The following is a 17,486-nucleotide window of genomic DNA, read 5'->3' on the forward strand; positions in this document are numbered from 1 at the left end:
TCTTCGTCATTCCGAATGAGAAATAACTAAATCACTCCTCTGAATAACAGCTCATTTCGATCCACTCACGCTGACGTTTTTTTATACTAAAGTGACTTTGGGGACAGCTGCCTATAAAACAAGTTTGAATAGCAAGTTTTACAAATGAAGATGCTGTTGCCTGATCCGCAAAGGTTTTTGCCTAACGTATTTTGGGTTGATAGGTTTTTGCCTGCGTTTCCTGGCGAGCAACCCGCAAGGCATTTTTTGCCAAGGCTTCCAGCTCATCTTCCCCCGGATACACATAAACAGGGGCCAAAAATTCAACCTTTGTTTTGATAAAAGAAGTGATGTACTCACTATAAGCCACACCTCCGGTAAGCAGCACGCCATCAACCTGGCCTTCCAACACCACTGCCATTTCGCCAATGGATTTCGCCACCTGGTAGGCCATAGCATCCTGAATAAGCCGTGCCTTTTCATTTCCCTGTCGGGCCATTTCTTCCACATCACGGGCATCATTGGTCTTCAAATAAGCCACATAACCCCCTTCGCCAACCACCATTCGTCGAATGTCGGCTTTGCTTCTGCCACTCTCAAAACACCAGTCGATAATTTGGCCGGTGGGCAAGCCTCCACTACGTTCGGGGCTAAAAGGACCATCACCGTCCAGCCCATTATTGACATCAACAACCCGACCTTTTTTATGGGCGCCTACCGAAATTCCACCGCCTAAATGCGCAACAATCAGGTTCAGGCTTTCGTAGGGAACACCAAGTTTTTTAGCATGTTGGCGAGCCGTTGCCTTTTGGTTAAGTGCATGAAAAATTGATCGTTTTTCAAACTGGGGATGACCGGTAATCCGGGCAATTTCATCCAACTCATCGGTTACCACCGGATCGGCTATAAAAGCTTTGGCTCCCGGAATTTGGTTGGCAATAAAATCAGCAATTAGCGGCCCCAAATTACTGGCATGCTGTCCATAAACGCCATCACTGGCATGTTTCAGCATTTCATTATTGACCAAATACACCCCCGATTCCAGCGGGTAAGTCAAGCCACCCCGACCAATGATGTACTTTAGACTATCCACCTCAAACCCTTCTTCCACCAAGGCATCAATAATCATCCCTTTGCGGTAATCAAATTGCTTTAAAATGCTTTTATAACTGGACAATTCATCGATGGAATGCCGCAAGGTTTTATTCAATTTGCATTCGTCGTTGTAATAAACAGCAAACTTGGTAGAGGTTGATCCTGGATTGATCGCTAAAATTCGGTATTCATTCATAGTTTTAATGACTCATTAATGCAGCCAAAGCAATGGAATTCAATTTTATTTGTGTGCTGTCGCCACGCGACGACAAAACAACCGGAACCTTCGCCCCCACAACAACTGCAGCCTGCTCCGCCTGACACAGCTTGGTATTGGTTTTGTAAAACACATTGCCGGCATCAATGTTCGGAAAAAGTAAACAATCGGCATCGCCGGCCGTTTCGGAATGCATTCCTTTTATGGTGGCCGACTCCTGATCGATAGCTACATCCAAAGCCATGGGGCCATCAACAAATGCTCCGGGGAAATGTCCATCCGCCCCCATTTGCTTCAATTTTGCCGCATCAGCACATGCCGGGATCGATTCAATAACTTGCTCTGTGGGTGCAATTAAAGCTACTTTAGGCTGATCGATTCCTAGCTTACGCGCCACCTGAACCAGGTAACGAATCATAACCTCTTTCTGTTGCAGGTTTGGAAAAGGAATAATAGCCACATCAGTAACAATTAACAATTTGTGATACGACTTATTGTCGATCAGCGTAACATGAGTCAACAAGCCTCCCGGTTCAACCAGGGCAAACTGCTTATTCAGAATAGCACGCATGTACTTATCGGTACTAATCAGGCCTTTCATAACCAAATCAGCCTTTCCGGACTGAATCAACTGAACCGCTTTCAGAGCAGCCTCTTCCTCGGAAGAAGCATCAATGATTTCAAAATTGCCAATGTCAATTCCCAGTTCCTGGCAGGTTGTTTCAATCCGTTTCTTATCGCCGGTAACCAGGACATCTACAATTCCATGTTTTCGGGCGTGTTCGGCCGCTTCAAGGCTGTGCTTATCCACTCCGTTGACGATAACCATCCGTTGAGTTGGCTGATTTTTTGCTAAAAGCAACAGTTCCGTTAAGTGTTTTACATTCATTTGTTCGGCTTATATGAGGTAAATATAGACTAAGAACAGTTGAATTTACAGAACAAATGTCAATCTAAAAAAAATGTTTTTAAACCCCTGAAAAACAAAACATCCGACACATTGCTGCATCGGATGTCAATCGGATAATATTTTAAATCCTGAACTTTCGGATTCTGATATTCAAGCCTAAAAAACTTACGATTTCACAAGTTCCTTCACTTTCACTTCAGTATCCAAAGCAATCATTAATTCTTCATCGGTTGGAACAACCATTACTTTTACAGGTGAATCATCCGTACTAATAACTGCTTCTTTTGAGCGAAGTCCGTTATTTTTTTCATCATCCAAATGGATTCCCATGCACTCTAATCCACCAGCAGCTCCTGAACGGGTCGTATCTCCATTCTCACCAATTCCACCGGTAAAGATCAGGATATCAACGCCACCCATGGCAGCAATGTAAGAGCCAATGTATTTCTTCACCCGATAATCGTAAATATCAAGTGCCACAGAGGCCCGCTCGTTGCCTTTGTCTCTAGCATCCTCAATTTCGCGCATATCAGACGAAACGCCCGACAAGCCCAACATTCCGCTGTGCTTATTGAACAGCGTATTGGCTGATTTGATGCCCAGTTCTTCTTTCTCCATGATATAGGTGACCACACCAATATCGAGGTCTCCGGAACGGGTTCCCATCACCAGACCTTCAAGCGGAGTGAATCCCATGCTGGTGTCAAAAGACTTACCATTTTTGATGGCAGCAATTGATGCTCCATTACCCAAGTGACACGAGATAATTTTCTGTGTTTCGTAATCGCGTCCCAGGATTTCACAGGCCCGTTTGGTCACGTAACGGTGACTGGTTCCGTGAAAACCGTAGCGGCGGATACCATACTTCTCGTACAACACGTAAGGGATGCCGTACATGTATGATTTAGGCTCCATGGTTTGGTGGAATGCCGTATCGAAAACCCCCACTTGTGGGATTCCGGGAATCAGCTCTTCCATTGCCCGAATTCCTTTTAGGTTTGGTGGGTTATGCAAAGGAGCCAAATCTGTACATTTTACCAATGCGTCAATAACTTCGTCCGTAATCAACTCACTGGAGTGAAAATATTCCCCCCCGTGAACGACCCGGTGACCAACTGCATCAATTTCCTCCAGGCTCTTCAGGCAACCATATTTTGCACTGGTTAGTACCCCAAGAATATATTCCACACCACTTTTGTGGTCTAAAATTTCACCTTCGAAAACAATTTTTCGCCCATCGGCATGTTGATGCTTTAAAAATGAGCCTTTCATGCCCAGCTTTTCAACTCCTCCTTTGGCAACCACTTGCTGGCCATCCATATTGAAAAGTTGATATTTTATGGAACTGCTACCGCAGTTTAATACCAGAATTATCATTCCTTCAAAATTTTCGTTGAGATTGTTTTTTAACAAATGTTTGCGCTGTTTGAGATCCGGTTTCCATCTTCATCATATTCATAGAAACCTTTTCCTGTAGAAACGCCCAGTTGCTTGGCACGTACCAAGCGCTTAATAAATGGAGACGGTTTAAAATGTACGTCACCAAACTCAGCATAGATGTTTTCCATCCAGCGGACAATTTTGTCCAAGCCCATTTTATCAGCCAATTCAAATGGCCCCAATCTCATTCCCTGCCCAATTTTCATTGTGGTATCAATATCTTCCATCGTGGCTATCCCTTCCATCAGGATTTCACAAGCTTCATTGAGTAAAACCACAAAAAGACGAACGCTTACCAGCCCTGCAGACTCTTCAACGGGTATAATTGTCCGGTTGATGAGTTTGACAAACTGACAAACTTTGGCATAAGATTCTTCAGACGTATAAAGTCCTTTGACAACTTCCATGATCCGCGATTCGCGCGACGAAACAGAAAAATGAAAGCTGATGCAGCGATCTTTATATTTCATTTCCGACGACAGTTCGGTAATGATGATTGTGGTCGAGTTCGTTGCGATAATGCAATCGCGGTCGACCACTTCTTCAATCTTCTGGAAGATTTTCTTCCGTTCTTTGATTTTTCCGCCACGGTTAACCGCACGGATGGCTTCCACCACAAAATCACAACCGGCCAAATCCTTGTAATCCAACGAACCTTTGATTCGCGAAAGGATGGCTCTTTTTTCACCTTGCGTCAAGCCCCAGTGTTCAATCCGGTTATCCAGAATTTTTTCAATATTCCGGTAGGCTTCCCTAATCTTGTCTTCGCTTACTTCAATAAAAACCACTTCAATGCCATAGTAGCTGGCCACGCGGGCAATGTTTTGTCCTACGAGTCCACAGCCTACCAAGCCGATTTTAGAGAAAAGCGCCTTTGAAACTTGTTTCTTAATTAAACCAAATTCTTCAATTGGTTCATAAATAACTTCACTAGCCATTTGCAACTAAATTTATTCGAACGAGGTAGCTGCCTGATTAGAGGTAATCGCTACCATATTAACAATATCACTTACCGAACAACCTCTGGACAAGTCGTTAATTGGAGCTGCCATTCCTTGCAGAACCGGCCCAATTGCTTCCGCTTTTCCCAGTCGTTGTACTAATTTATAGCCAATATTGGCAGCTTCCAATCCTGGGAACACCAATATGTTTGCACGTCCGGCCACTTCGCTTTCAGGCGCTTTCAACCGGGCTACATCAGGCATCAAAGCTGCATCAAGCTGCAGTTCGCCGTCAATTTTCAATTCAGGAGCCATTTCCTTGGCAATCTTTGTCGCTTCTACAACCTTGTTTACCCGCTCGTGCTGGGCACTTCCTTTGGTTGAAAAGCTCAGCATGGCCACGCGGGGTTCCATACCTACAATGGCTTTGGCTGTTTTGGCTGTTGTTACAGCAATTTCAGCTAATTCACGCTCATTCGGATCGGGCATAACAGCACAGTCGGCAAATACCAAAATTCCGTCATGTCCAAAGTGAGGATCATTCACAAACATCAGGAAAGCGCCTGAAACGACACTTACCCCGGGTGAAGTTTTTACAAACTGAAAAGCGGGACGCAAAACGTCGCCTGTTGAATTAACGGCTCCGGCAATTTCACCGTCAGCATCGCCATTTTTAATCATCATAGGAGCAAATACCAAAGGATCATTCAACATTTCCAATGCTTTTTCCTTGCTCAGCCCTTTTGATTTTCTGATTTCAACCATCATGTCAGCGTAGTGCGACCGACGATCATCAGTTTTTGGATCAACTACAACAGCCCCCTTGATGTTTACGCCACACTCTTCGGCTGCCTGCATAATTTCTACCGGATTTCCCAAAAGGATGATCCGGGCAATATTTTCATTTAAAATGATTTCTGTGGCTCTCAAAGTGCGTGGTTCTGTTCCTTCCGGAAGAACAATCCGTTTTTGATAACTCTGAGAGTTCTTAATAACACGTTCAAGTAATTTCATTCGAAAAAAACTTATCTGATTTATTAATATCTGCTTGCCATGCTTTTCCTGTCAAAGGGCAGAAACCGACAAACAAGCAAGTTGTTTTCTGATATACTTTTGATCTTTCACACACCCTTTCAACCAGTGCCTGATTAACTGGTACGATGGTTTCGGCTTAAGGGTTAAGATTTCTAACTTTTGAGTAAAAGATTCAAAATGCAAAAGTAGCGAAAATAACCTGTCTAAATCCCTTGGCAAGGATAATTATTTGTTAATCTTCTGAAATCGTCATTTTTTGAACCCATTGTTTTTAAGCTGCAAACGAAAATCAGACAATCGATTGCACGGATTTTCCCAGTTGATTCTACCTGGAAATAATCGAAGGGAAAATACGAATGATCCTGCTTTTCTAAAACATGAAAGCAAGGCTTCAACTCACCAAATAAATTGATATTTTTGTTCGTTTACAAACACCAATCAGCCATGAAGGAATCCGATCTGTTTTACCCGCTCAAGCAAAGCCTGGAAGGAGAAATCTATACCAACAACGTTCAACGCATCATATACGCAACCGATGCTTCTTCGTACCGGGAAATCCCACAGGCAGTATGCAAGCCCAAGTCGAAGGCCGACCTTCAGAAAATTATTGCTTTTGCTCACAAGCATCAAACGTCGGTCATTCCGCGCGCAGGAGGCACCTCACTAGCCGGCCAGGTGGTAGGAAAAGGGATTGTTGTGGATATTTCAAAATACCTGAATAAAATCCTTGAATTGAATGTCGGGGAAAAATGGGTTATCGTTGAACCGGGCGTTAACCTGACTGAACTCAACCAATACCTGGCACCTCATGGCTTGCAATACGGACCGGAAACCTCAACAGCCAACCGCTGCTGTATTGGTGGCATGGTGGGCAACAATTCCTGCGGACTGCATTCGCTCATTTACGGCAGTGCCCGCGATCACATTCTGGAAGCGGACTGTTTGCTGGCCGATGGCTCCTCCGTTCTTTTTAAAGCATTAAGCACCGAGGAATTTCAGGCGAAATGTGCCGACAATCCTGAAAGTCTGGAAACCCGGATTTACCAAAACATCAACACCATTCTGTCCAATCCGGTCAACCAGGAAAACATCCGAAAAGAATACCCTGACCCAAAAGTAAAGCGCCGCAACAATGGCTATGCCCTGGATGTGCTTCTTGAAACCGATCCGTTTACCGGCAATGGCGAACAAATAAACCTCTGTAAGTTACTGGCCGGAAGTGAAGGAACACTGGCCTTCTCCACCCGGCTAAAGCTCAACCTTATTCCGCTTCCGCCCAAACACAAAGGGTTGGTTTGCGCTCATTTCAGCAGCCTGCAGGAAGCCTACCAGGGCAACCTGATTGCCCTGAGACACAATCCGGGTGCTATTGAATTAATGGATGACATCATTATGAATTGCACCAAAGGAAATATTGAGCAGCGCAAAAACCGCTTTTTCATTCAGGGCGATCCGAAAGCCATGCTGATGATTGAATTTGCCCGGGAAACAGAAGCTGAAATTCATGCAATTGCCGAGCAGCTGGAAGCGGATTTTCGCTCGGCTAAGCTTGGCTACCATTTCCCGCTGGTTCAGGGAGCCGACAACATCAAACGCGTGTGGGCACTGCGCACAGCCGGACTGGGTTTGCTCTCCAACATTCCGGGCGACAAACGCAGCGTAACCGTGATTGAAGATACAGCCGTTGCACCCGAATACCTGCCGGACTATATGCGTGAATTCGACGAAATTCTGGCCAATTACGGGCTAAGTTGTGTGAAGTACGCACACATTGCCACAGGCGAAATTCACCTGCGCCCACTTCTGAATTTAAAAGAAGAGGCTGACGTCCAGCTTTATCATACCATTGCCCGCGAAATAGCAGCTCTGGTCAAAAAATACAAAGGATCATTAAGCGGGGAGCATGGCGATGGCCGGCTCAGGGGGGAATTCATTCCTTTCATGCTGGGCGAACACAACTACCAACTGATCAAAGAATTGAAACAAACCTGGGATCCGCATCAGATTCTGAACCCGGGAAAAATTGTGGACACCCCTCCGATTACCGAGAACTTACGCTTTTTGCTTGGTGAAACCCGTAAGCTGGAAACCACCTTTGACTTTTCGGAACAAAAAGGACTGTTACGGGCCGTGGAAAAATGCAATGGGTCGGGCGATTGCCGCAAGAGTGTGGCCATTGGCGGCAGCATGTGTCCAACGTTTATGGCCACCAAAGACGAAGATAAAACGACGCGTGGGCGAGCCAATATCCTCCGCGAATTTTTAACCCGGTCCGAAAAGGCCAATCCTTTTGACCATGAAGAAATAAAGGAAGTGCTTGATTTGTGTATCTCATGCAAGGCCTGCAAGTCCGAATGTCCGTCCAGTGTCGATATGGCGAAGTTAAAAGCCGAATTCCTGCAGCACTACTATGAAAGTCATGGCATTCCGTTTCGATCATGGCTTATTGCCTATCTTCCCCGACTGAACCGACTCGCCCGTTTGGCCCTTCCCTTGAGCAACTGGTTAACAGGCACCACCACCTTTAAAAAACTGGTAGGTTTTGCTCCCGAACGGCAGGTTCCTAAACTGTCGAAACTCAGCCTGCGCCAGTGGTACAAAAAACCGATTCAACTCAATGGCTCAGCCAAAGGCAAGGTTTACCTGTTTGCCGACGAATTTACCAACGACAACGAAAGCCACATTGGAGTAAAAGCCATTTTATTGCTGAATAAACTGGGTTATGAAGTCGCCATTCCCACGCACCGTGAAAGCGGACGAACGTTCCTTTCAAAAGGTTTGGTAAAAACGGCTCAGAAAATTGCCTGTAAAAATGTTGAACTGCTTCATCAACTCGTGACTGAACAAACACCTCTTCTGGGTATTGAGCCTTCTGCCATCCTGGCTTTCAGAGACGAGTATCCGGAACTGGTGACCAAAGAATTACAACCAAAAGCCAAAGCGCTGGCCCAAAACACCTTCATGCTGGATGAGTTTATTGCTGCTGAATTTGAAAAAGGACACATCAATCCGGAACTGTTTACCCCGGAGAAAAAACAGGTAAAACTGCACGGACACTGCCAACAAAAAGCAGTGGCCTCAACTACCAGTACAAAGAAGATGCTGGAAATACCCGCCAACTATGCCGTTAGCGAAATTGCCAGCGGCTGTTGCGGCATGGCCGGCTCGTTTGGATATGAAAAGGAGCATTACGAACTCAGCCAGAAAATTGGAGAACTGGTCTTGTTTCCTGCTGTGCGCGAAGCCCAGTCCGACGAGCTGATTGCTGCTCCCGGCACATCCTGCCGTCATCATATTGCTGAAGGAACCGGACGCGAAGCCATGCATCCGATAGAAATACTTTACGACGCCTTGATTTAATAAATGAGTTTAGCCCCTTTTTCAGGTTGAAAAAACGGGCTAACCCCAATTTCAAAGCGCAAAAAAAAGCCCGCTATCAAACGATAACGGGCTACTAATTTTATGCTGTCCGATTATTCGGCAATCGAAATTGCATCAACCGGGCATACCTCGGCACATGAGCCACAATCAGTACACAAATCTGCGTCAATTGTATAGATATCACCTTCTGCGATTGCGTCTACTGGGCACTCATCGATACAAGTTCCGCATGCAATGCACTCATCTGAAATTACATAAGCCATAACACTTCTTTTTTAATAAGTTAGAGAATACAAGCAAAAGTACAAAGTTTGCTATAAAAACAAAGTAATTGATTACTAAAATTAATGCTGCAAAACTAAGAGATAATTTGAAATTAATATACCTCAAAAATCTATTTATAATTGTACTAAATAAGTACAACTCCCCAACTTAATTCTTAACAATAAGGAAAAGAGCGTTCCTATTCATTCTGCTTTGATTTCTGAAGCTTCTCATAGTGCTTACAAACTTCGGTTAACCCGCACTTGCCACACTTCGGGCTTCGTGCCAAACAAGTGTATCGTCCGTGCAAAATGAGCCAATGATGCGCTAAAGGCACAATTTCTTCCGGGAAATACTTCATCAACTCGCGCTCCGTTTGCAGGGGCGACTTGGAGTTGGTGGTCAAGCCAATTCGGTTGGCTACCCGAAACACATGCGTATCCACCGCAAAAGCCGGTTTTTCATAAACTACCGAAGCAATTACGTTGGCAGTTTTTCGTCCCACGCCCGGCAGTTTCTGCAGTTCTGTGATATCATCAGGAACAACGCCCTTAAAATCATTGACCAGCATCTTTGCCATTCCCACCAAATGCTTGGCTTTGTTGTTGGGATACGAACATGAGCGAATGTACTCAAATACCTCGGCTGCTTCCACCTCGGCCATCAATTCCGGCTTTGGAAACCGCTTAAACAGTTCCGGGGTAATCTGGTTCACCCGTTTATCGGTACACTGTGCCGACAAAATTACGGCCACCAACAACTCGTAAGGATTGCCATAGTCCAACTCCGTTTCGGCAATGGGCATGGCTTTCTGAAAATAGTCAATCACACGCTGATAACGTTCTTTTTTCTGCATATCGGTATTCTATTCTGAAGTGAAGCAAACAAAAATAGCCATCCTGAGCCAGAAAGCAACTTCTGAATTTCGTTTTTGGGACGGACAGCTCCTAAATCAACTTTAAGTAGTTGTTTTCCCTGCGTCCGTCTTTATCAGAAAAGCCTTGAAAGTATTAACTATCGGACAACTTCGACTCATTCGGTCAGTAGCCGGACACGAATTATCGATTCAACTTTTGCCGTTCTGGTCAACAGGATGCCAAGAACAAGCACATTTTCGGAGTTTCCAAATTTGAAATAAATTCCATTCTTTTGTGCCAAAAGAACTTCAGTCTATAAATTCACATGATTAAGATACGACTATGATTACTACAAAACCTTTCGTTTTCGTTGCATTTATACTTCTTCTGTATAGTTGCCAAAAAGAGATCAAAACTCAACCGATTCAGGTTATTCCTGAACCGTTATCGATACAAACCGAAGATCAGCCAGCTTTTGTTTTCAAGGAGAAAACAACCATCGTTATCAACGACTCGACCATGCTGCCTGCCGTAAGCCTGTTGCAGGAAATTCTTCATAAAGAATTAGCGGTTGTTTGGGACCAAAACAGCCAACCAAAGTCAGTCGTTGTTTTTGAATACGACGCCGGACTTGACTCCTTAAGCCAGGAAGGCTACCAGCTTCAAATCGCTAAAAATAAAATTGGAATCCGCTCGGCCGGTCCTCAGGGATTATTTTATGCGGTGCAAACCCTACGCCAACTGCTTCCGGAAGAACTGGAGCAACAGCCACTTCAACAATTGGCTGTGCCTGCTGCCAACATCATCGACAGTCCTCGTTTTGGCTGGCGTGGTGTACACCTTGATGTTTCCCGGCATTTTATGCCTCTGGATTTTGTAAAAGAGTACGTCGATTACCTAGCCATGCATAAATTGAATGTATTTCACTGGCATTTGGTTGACGGCATTGGCTGGCGGATTGAAATAAAATCGCATCCGGAACTAACCGATATCGGCGCCTGGCGGGTTGTAAAAGAGGGTAAAAAACCCTGGCAAGACTATGAAGTTTGGAAAGCCGGAGATTCAAGGCCCAAATACGGCGGCTACTATACGCAAGAAGAAATTAAAGAGCTTGTAGCCTACGCCAAAGAAAGACAGATTACCGTATTGCCCGAGATTGAGTTGCCCGGCCACTCGGAAGTTGTTATGCAATGCTACCCCGATTTACTTTGCAAGGACAAACACGGCAAAAGCCTTAAAAACATTGGCGTTTACTGTGCCAGCAATCAGGATAGTTACCAACTACTGGAAGATGTCCTGGATGAAGTGCTCGAATTATTCCCTTCAGAATACATCCATATTGGAGGCGATGAGGTTGGCAAAAGTAACTGGGAGGCCTGTGCCCAATGTCAGGCCACGATGAAGAAAAACGGTTACACCCCTCACGAACTTCAAAGTCATTTTGTCAACCACTTTGATGAATACCTCAAATCGAAAGGTCGGAAATTGATTGGCTGGCATGAAATTTTGGAAGGGGAATTATCGCCATCGGCCACCATTATGTACTGGGGAGGAGAAGCCGGTGTTACTGCCAGCTTAGAAAAAGGACACCCCACGGTTCTCACAACCGGTTCAATCTTATATTTTGACCATTACCAAAGCTTAAGCAAAAACGAGCCCAAAGCATTTGGGGGTTATGCGCCGCTAAAGAAAGTGTATAACTACGAACCGATCCCTGCGGAAGCCGATGCCGAAACCCGGGCCCGGATATTAGGCGTTCAGGCCAATCTCTGGACCGAATACATGCCGGATGAAAACCAAGTGGAATATATGTTGTTCCCACGGATTGCCGCCTTAGCGGAAATTGCCTGGCAAGCTCCAAACAAGAAAGACTGGACACAGTTTCGGAACAAAATGGACCGGATGATCGAACGCTACAGCGCCATGGATGTCAACTATGCGCCCAGTGCCTACCGTCCGGAGATTAAGTTTCAGTTGGATAAAGAATCCAAAAAGCTAAACGTTGAACTGGAGACTGAGCTCCATGCGGAAATTTATTACACCCTTGATGGCTCTGAACCAGATCAGCAAACAGCCATCCACTACACGCAACCTTTTACGCTTGAACAATCAACGCCGGTAAAAGCCATTGCCTTAAAAGATGGCAACAAAATGGTAAGCACAGAAACCAAGAACGCTATTTTGCACAAGGCGTGCGGGGCCGATGTTACGCTGGATTCTGAGCCTTATGGCAATTACAAAGCGCAGGGTGGTTACACCTTGGTGGATGCCGACTTTGGCGGCGATAAATGGGGCAATGGTAAATGGCTGGGTATTTTAAGCCGCGACTTTTCGGCCACCATCAACCTGAAAGAAGCCGCTACCATTTCGAAAGTAGCCATGAGCTGTATTGAAGAAACCGGAGCCGGCATTTATTTCCCGGCAGGCATGGAAGTAGCCGTATCAACCGACGGAAAAAACTTCAAAACACTAAAAACCTGGGAGAATAAACGAGGAGCAACCATTCCGAAAACGCCCGATATTCAAACAGAAACCTTTGTTCTGAATTTTGACCCCATCGAATGCCAGTACATTCGGGTGAAAGCTCCTTACCAAAGGGTAAAAAACCAGGGCGTATTTATTTTTATTGATGAAATTATCGTGGAATAAGCTCCACCCCACCCCTTAAGCCTGATTGGCATAAGGGCAACAAGCAATGAGGTGAGTCTTGCGCTAAAACTCAAACTTGGTTTGATTACGCACGACTCACCTCATGTTATTTTAAAACAGCTCCTTTTTAATCTTCTCTGAAAAATGGAAGCTTTCCCCAAGCCAATTAAGTAAAGGATCGGCCGGCCTGTCTTATTGCGCAAGTTCAGCATCCAAGGGCACAAAACGTTGTGTTAAGGTATCGGGCGTAGCCTGCCAAAGCCTGAACCCGAAAGGTCGTTTATCAAAATTTACGCTGGTTGTTTCACTACTCACCAATTGAATATTGTCGTACTGGTTAATAGTTAACTGGTGGGTGTGCCCCGACAGGTAAGCACGAACGTTGTTTTGCTGAAATAACGTTAGCAACTCCTGCCTTTTATCTAACGGAAAATTAAAATAAGCCTCCTCTTCTTCGGGCGTTTTGGTGTACAAAGGATAATGCCCGATAACCACCACCGGTTGCTTTTTAAGGCCTTGTTCTTTCAGTGTTTCTTTAAACCAAAGGTCATGCTTGTCGGATTCATCTTCCACATTTGCTTTCCACAATTGCGAATTGGTGACAATAAATGAATAGCCTTTGTTCTCAAATTCGAAATAATCTTTTCCAATCGTTTCCCGGTAATAACTCAGGCTTGCGCTGGTGGGCGTGTTTCCCACGTCATGGTTTCCGGCAGCCACATAGCAGGGCATTGTAAAACCAGCCATAACTCCTTTAAAATCGGAAAAAGAACTGTCGTTGGCCATATTGACCAAGTCGCCGCAGATCACGACAAAGTCCGGATTGAGCGCATTGATTTGCGTGACTGCCTGTTTAAATTTTTCTACATCCTGCTCATAGCCCTCCGCGTAAAACCCCAGCTGGGTGTCGGTTAGCTGAACAAACGAAAAGGGCTGCTGCTTTTTTCCGGTGCAGGAAACAACAAAGACCAATAAGGCAAGTAACAGATAGTTCTGAAATCGGTAATTCATGGTGTTTTTTTAGGTTAATATACAGATGACAAAGAACGCCTATTTTAGGACTTCATCCACTGTTTTCGAACAAAAAATCAGGGCAGCTTCAATTCCTGAGCCTCCAGACAGGGCACGGATTACAAAGCCGCGCCAGTGAAAGCTTAGCTGACAGAAAAGTCTGCAAGTACCTTTTTATTTCCCCAGATCGTAGGTCAGCCCAATTCGAATGCCCGATTCCATCAAGCGTTGCGCATACCTTTCACCCGAAAAAGAGATCAATGAATGAGCCTTGAAATAAGGATTTACAAAAATTGAAGCGCCACATTTAAAATCATAGTTAGCCCCAATTCCGAGAAGTCCGCCAATCCCCGTTTGCGAATCAATTTTGCTTTGGCTGGAGGCGTCAATATCAAGAATTAAACCGCCATTCAGAAAGAAATAATTCCAAAAGTTAGTCCGAAGGGTGATCGGAATATTGATCAGGGTGAGGTCCGTTTGGTACGATTCACCGTCCATATCGGGTGGCAAATTAGGATTCACCACAAGGGTGTGTTCGGAATATTCGAACCCGGTTTCCAAAAACAGCCCATTTTTAATTGGGTGGAGATAAGTAAGCCCGAGCGTAAAAAAGTGATCACTGTCATAACTGCCTGCACCATCCAAATCCTGGAAGCGAATAACATCATTCGTTCCAAAAGAAGAATAGCTAATTCCGATTTTGCCGGGTGCCTTGGCATCTCCTGACTCTTGCGCCAAGCATAAACTGCTCATAAAAATGAAGCACATAAGGGTGGTGATTGTTTTCATAATTGAGGTTGAATTTGTTACTGATTGTTTTTTATTTATTGATAATATATCCAAGTGATACTCCAATTACCCGATTATTATTTTGTGTAGTGTAAGTTTAAATAGGGTTTGCATAGGCTATTGGTTTTTAGTTTAACCCTGGCGTTAAAGACTGGTACATGTTGTAGAACGGATTAAAACCGAAAGTTCACACCCAGTTTCCAATATTGACGTTTGAAACTAAATGTCCAATCCGAGACATCCAGTTCTCCGCCAAATTGGTCATAACGCAATCCGCCCAAACATGCAGAGAGGCCCCAACGTTTGCCGAAAAAGTAAGCCAGTTCCGGCGCCAACTCCAGGCTAAACAGATTTCCCTTTACACTTCCTTCCCAGCTTGTTTGCGTGCCAGGCCCAATCTCGGATAAACCATCGGCAGGATCAAGGTACACTTTGCTGCTGCTGAGCACCGAGGCATTGGCCTTGGCTCTTCCGTAACTTCCCGAAAACCGAGGAACCAGGTAAAACTGCCCGATCACCGGCCAATAATATTTACAGAAAATCCGCGGCTGCCAGTGAGTAGCTTCAGCCTCAACGAAGGTTCCATATAGCGTCGTTTCTGTTGCTTCAACCACTAATTGTGTTGTATTCTCTTCTGCTTTCTCATGGTAGCGTGCCAAGCCCAAACCAACAGAAAAACGATCAGTTACGAAACGTTCAGCGTTAATCGAAAGGTGCCATTCCTTTTCATTGGTCTTGAATTGAAAACCGGGATTCGATTCACTCGATTTCGATTTGTAGTAATTGCCCTCCACCGAGAGCATCCAGTTTTTGCTTGCAGGTTGTGCAAAAGCATTGAAACTAAGAACCAGCATAAAGCCGGTTAGCAAAAGGCTTTTTAGTAGCTGCATTGGGTTTCGTTCGTGTTTTTTTATTGATTAACTCAACCGCTGGCACGGATTACAAATCCGCGCCAGCGGGGGCTGCTTGTTTATTTCGATTCCAATTTATTGATAATTTCCCGCAACAAGTCATTTTGCTCTTCTCTTAAGGCAATAAACTTACTCACCCAGCGGTAAATCAAATAAAGGATCCCAACAATTAGGGACAAATAAACAATCGCAGTAACGATAATCGGAAGGAAAGGCATAATAGTCATAAGTTAATTTTTTAGGTTTTTATTTAGAAATTCCAGCCAAGGCAGGGATTACAAATCCGTGTTTGCGGAGGGGGTCCTTACAATCCAATAGGAACTGGGATGTACTCCCAAACTTCCTCTTTATCGCAATTTTTTAAAAAAAAGTAAAAAGTTGAATCAATAATCTTGACAGAAGAAGTTCCAATGTCATAATCAAAAATCGGTGGAGAAATTGATTTTTTAATCTGGTTTGAAACAAGAGTTTGTAAGAAATACCCCATATCTGAAGGTCTCACATCCTCTGGTCTATGATGGACTGCTTTTATTTTCTCCTGAATAACTCTACGTTTTAAACCATTTGTAATGTCTTCAAACTCCTCGTTAAACAATATTTTTATAAAATAATATGGAATATACAAAGGAATTTCATCTGAACTTTTGGCTTTCTGTTCTACAAATGCTTCCAAACAACGGATATGTCTACTTGAATAGTCGCTAAGCTTTTTTTCAATCGCTTGCTGAATGTTTTCAGATTTTATATTTACTGTTTCTTTAGCTGTTTGCTTAATGCCTGCAGAATAGCAGGACTCTTTGCATAATTCTTGGAAAACTCCGACACTATCAAAGCATGTTTCAACAAGCTTTTCAAAAACATTTTCAAAGCTTACATTAAGTAAAGGCAAACCCTCTTTAACAATTTCTTCTAAATGCTGTCTTTCCCAAGGCTCAACGGGTATCTCAATCAGCCTATCAACTAAATCACCATTGAATTGAATTAGTCTGTTTTTTTCTCTCCATATTCCTAATACAATGAATTGAATTTTGTAATCATCAAAGATTCGTAAATCTATTGCAAGTAATTTCTGGTTATCTTCTGTTAGATAATGAAAATTCTCTACAATGATCTTTTTGTCAAAATCAATTGCCCTCAGTAATTCAGATAAATCCTGAGCTAAGAATAGATTATAATCGACAACTTTATATAATGACGTGTCTCTTTTTTTAGTTACTCCCTTTCCTTCAACATTTGCTTCTCCTGAGCCCCAAAATGGTATTTTAACTTTCGCTTTAATACCTACTTTTATCTCTCCACCAACTTCTTGCGACACTTCTCTTGATTCAATAATTTCAATATTCAATTGTCTGACTATTGAACTATATAAGTCTTGAATTGTTGATGCGGGCGAGCAATTAACTTTAATGTAATCCTTTTCTTCTAGGTGCTTAGCTGTCAATGCAGTCTTCCCCTGCTTTGAAGCCCCATAGATGACTATATGTTTGTTTTTCTCAAGACCTTTAACAAACAATTCATCAACATCTGGTCTTTCAATGTAAGTTGCAATCATTTCATTCGAAACTCCAAAGACTTCATGTGTTTGATACATATTGATATTAGTATTTATTCAGTATTAGTTGCTTATTGAAATAGCTCAAAAGTAAATATATGCGGGCATATTTGTACCCCAAGCTAACGCGCGATTGCATCGCGTGGTAGCAGTTTATCCCCCTAGCTCCTAAGGCTTATTCTCACCAACTCGCCAAGATACGCCTTTTCGTTAACTAAACAGTACGTGTATTGGCAGCTTTGGGGCCTGGAGGCTGTTTGTTCGCGAACAAAGGTGCAATAAGCGGTTTTAAGTCTTTGCTATGCCCTTTGTTTTCAATGGATTTCAAAATCATTAATAAACAAGCCCCTGCTGAAGAACATAAAACAATTGCCTGCCAGTGGGCTTTCGCCCTCCCCTTTTATATTCATAATGATGGGCTCCAATTGGTTGTTTGGCTTCGTCCGGCTGCTGGC

Annotated in this window: 14 protein-coding genes; 2 read left to right on the forward strand and 12 right to left on the reverse strand. The window is 43.8% G+C overall.

Translation table 11 applies throughout. The features are described from left to right. Positions 1–181: 181 nt before the first annotated feature. The 5 genes from buk to pta form a co-directional block, all read right to left on the reverse strand. Positions 182–1,270: a butyrate kinase gene (buk, locus tag ACRD6K_RS04560; RefSeq protein ID WP_430972247.1), complete on the reverse strand. Its 1,089-nt coding sequence runs from the start codon at positions 1,268–1,270 to the stop codon at positions 182–184. A 4-nt stretch (positions 1,271–1,274) separates the two neighbouring features. Further along, positions 1,275–2,180, reverse strand: a complete 906-nt coding sequence (locus tag ACRD6K_RS04565) for a phosphate acyltransferase (RefSeq protein WP_430972248.1) — start codon at positions 2,178–2,180, stop codon at positions 1,275–1,277. 186 nt (positions 2,181–2,366) lie between these two features. Then, positions 2,367–3,578: an acetate/propionate family kinase gene (locus tag ACRD6K_RS04570; RefSeq protein WP_299577867.1), complete on the reverse strand. Its 1,212-nt coding sequence runs from the start codon at positions 3,576–3,578 to the stop codon at positions 2,367–2,369. Positions 3,579–3,607: 29 nt separating this feature from the next. Beyond that, on the reverse strand, positions 3,608–4,579 hold the full coding sequence (locus ACRD6K_RS04575) for a 3-hydroxyacyl-CoA dehydrogenase family protein (RefSeq protein ID WP_299577866.1): 972 nt from the start codon (positions 4,577–4,579) through the stop codon (positions 3,608–3,610). A 12-nt stretch (positions 4,580–4,591) separates the two neighbouring features. Then, positions 4,592–5,596: a phosphate acetyltransferase gene (gene pta / locus ACRD6K_RS04580; RefSeq protein ID WP_299577865.1), complete on the reverse strand. Its 1,005-nt coding sequence runs from the start codon at positions 5,594–5,596 to the stop codon at positions 4,592–4,594. A gap of 465 nt (positions 5,597–6,061) precedes the next feature. Here pta and ACRD6K_RS04585 point away from each other — a divergent pair, with 465 nt between their 5' ends. Continuing rightward, positions 6,062–8,977, forward strand: coding sequence for an FAD-binding and (Fe-S)-binding domain-containing protein (locus ACRD6K_RS04585; protein WP_430972249.1), 2,916 nt, complete (start codon positions 6,062–6,064; stop codon positions 8,975–8,977). 113 nt (positions 8,978–9,090) lie between these two features. On the opposite strand, the gene ACRD6K_RS04590 is transcribed toward ACRD6K_RS04585, so the two are convergent. Continuing rightward, positions 9,091–9,261, reverse strand: a complete 171-nt coding sequence (locus tag ACRD6K_RS04590; RefSeq protein ID WP_082326626.1) for a 4Fe-4S ferredoxin — start codon at positions 9,259–9,261, stop codon at positions 9,091–9,093. Between the two features lie 200 nt (positions 9,262–9,461). Continuing rightward, positions 9,462–10,118: an endonuclease III gene (nth, locus tag ACRD6K_RS04595; RefSeq protein ID WP_299584517.1), complete on the reverse strand. Its 657-nt coding sequence runs from the start codon at positions 10,116–10,118 to the stop codon at positions 9,462–9,464. Positions 10,119–10,461: 343 nt separating this feature from the next. Here nth and ACRD6K_RS04600 point away from each other — a divergent pair, with 343 nt between their 5' ends. Continuing rightward, positions 10,462–12,768: a glycoside hydrolase family 20 protein gene (locus ACRD6K_RS04600; RefSeq protein WP_430972250.1), complete on the forward strand. Its 2,307-nt coding sequence runs from the start codon at positions 10,462–10,464 to the stop codon at positions 12,766–12,768. Positions 12,769–12,960: 192 nt separating this feature from the next. Here ACRD6K_RS04600 and ACRD6K_RS04605 read toward each other — a convergent pair whose 3' ends face one another. The 5 genes from ACRD6K_RS04605 to ACRD6K_RS04625 all read right to left on the reverse strand — a co-directional run bounded on the left by ACRD6K_RS04605 (position 12,961) and on the right by ACRD6K_RS04625 (position 17,070). Beyond that, positions 12,961–13,779 (reverse strand): metallophosphoesterase, encoded by an 819-nt coding sequence (locus tag ACRD6K_RS04605; protein ID WP_430972251.1) that lies wholly within the window; start codon positions 13,777–13,779, stop codon positions 12,961–12,963. Between the two features lie 174 nt (positions 13,780–13,953). Further along, complete coding sequence (locus ACRD6K_RS04610) at positions 13,954–14,568, reverse strand: hypothetical protein (protein ID WP_430972252.1); 615 nt, start codon at positions 14,566–14,568, stop codon at positions 13,954–13,956. Between the two features lie 173 nt (positions 14,569–14,741). Next, complete coding sequence (locus ACRD6K_RS04615) at positions 14,742–15,458, reverse strand: hypothetical protein (RefSeq protein ID WP_430972253.1); 717 nt, start codon at positions 15,456–15,458, stop codon at positions 14,742–14,744. Between the two features lie 80 nt (positions 15,459–15,538). Next, the gene (locus tag ACRD6K_RS04620; protein WP_430972254.1) at positions 15,539–15,706 is read right to left on the reverse strand and encodes a hypothetical protein; all 168 of its coding nucleotides are present in this window, start codon (positions 15,704–15,706) and stop codon (positions 15,539–15,541) included. A 77-nt stretch (positions 15,707–15,783) separates the two neighbouring features. Continuing rightward, the gene (locus ACRD6K_RS04625; RefSeq protein WP_430972255.1) at positions 15,784–17,070 is read right to left on the reverse strand and encodes a P-loop NTPase family protein; all 1,287 of its coding nucleotides are present in this window, start codon (positions 17,068–17,070) and stop codon (positions 15,784–15,786) included. Between the last annotated feature and the right edge of the window lie 416 nt (positions 17,071–17,486).

The organism is Sunxiuqinia rutila (assembly GCF_050589705.1).
GTDB lineage: Bacteria > Bacteroidota > Bacteroidia > Bacteroidales > Prolixibacteraceae > Sunxiuqinia > Sunxiuqinia rutila.